The 241-nt window shown below is 64.7% G+C and carries 1 pseudogene; it reads left to right on the top strand.

From position 1 onward, the window contains the following. Positions 1 to 241 (top strand): annotated as a pseudogene (locus SCA31_RS25265) (glycosyl transferase); the annotation flags it as partial.

Genomic DNA, 241 nt, shown 5'->3' with positions numbered 1-241 from the left:
GCCCCGTTGGGTCCGGCCGTCCGCCGCAGGCCTGCTCGTAGCCACCGCGTTCCTGTACCTGTGGAACCTCGCCGCCAGCGGTTACGGCAACTCGTTCTACGCCGCAGCCGTACAAGCCGGTACCAAAAGCTGGACTGCGTTGCTTTTCGGTTCGCTCGACGCCGGCAATGCCATTACCGTGGACAAGCCGCCGGCGTCGTTATGGATCCCGGCACTGGTGGGTCGCGTCTTTGGCTTTTCC

The organism is Chryseobacterium sp. SIMBA_028 (assembly GCF_046535285.1).
Classification (GTDB): domain Bacteria; phylum Bacteroidota; class Bacteroidia; order Flavobacteriales; family Weeksellaceae; genus Chryseobacterium.
Note: the sequence above shows the minus strand (reverse complement) of the source record. Positions and strands in the feature narration are given on the sequence as shown.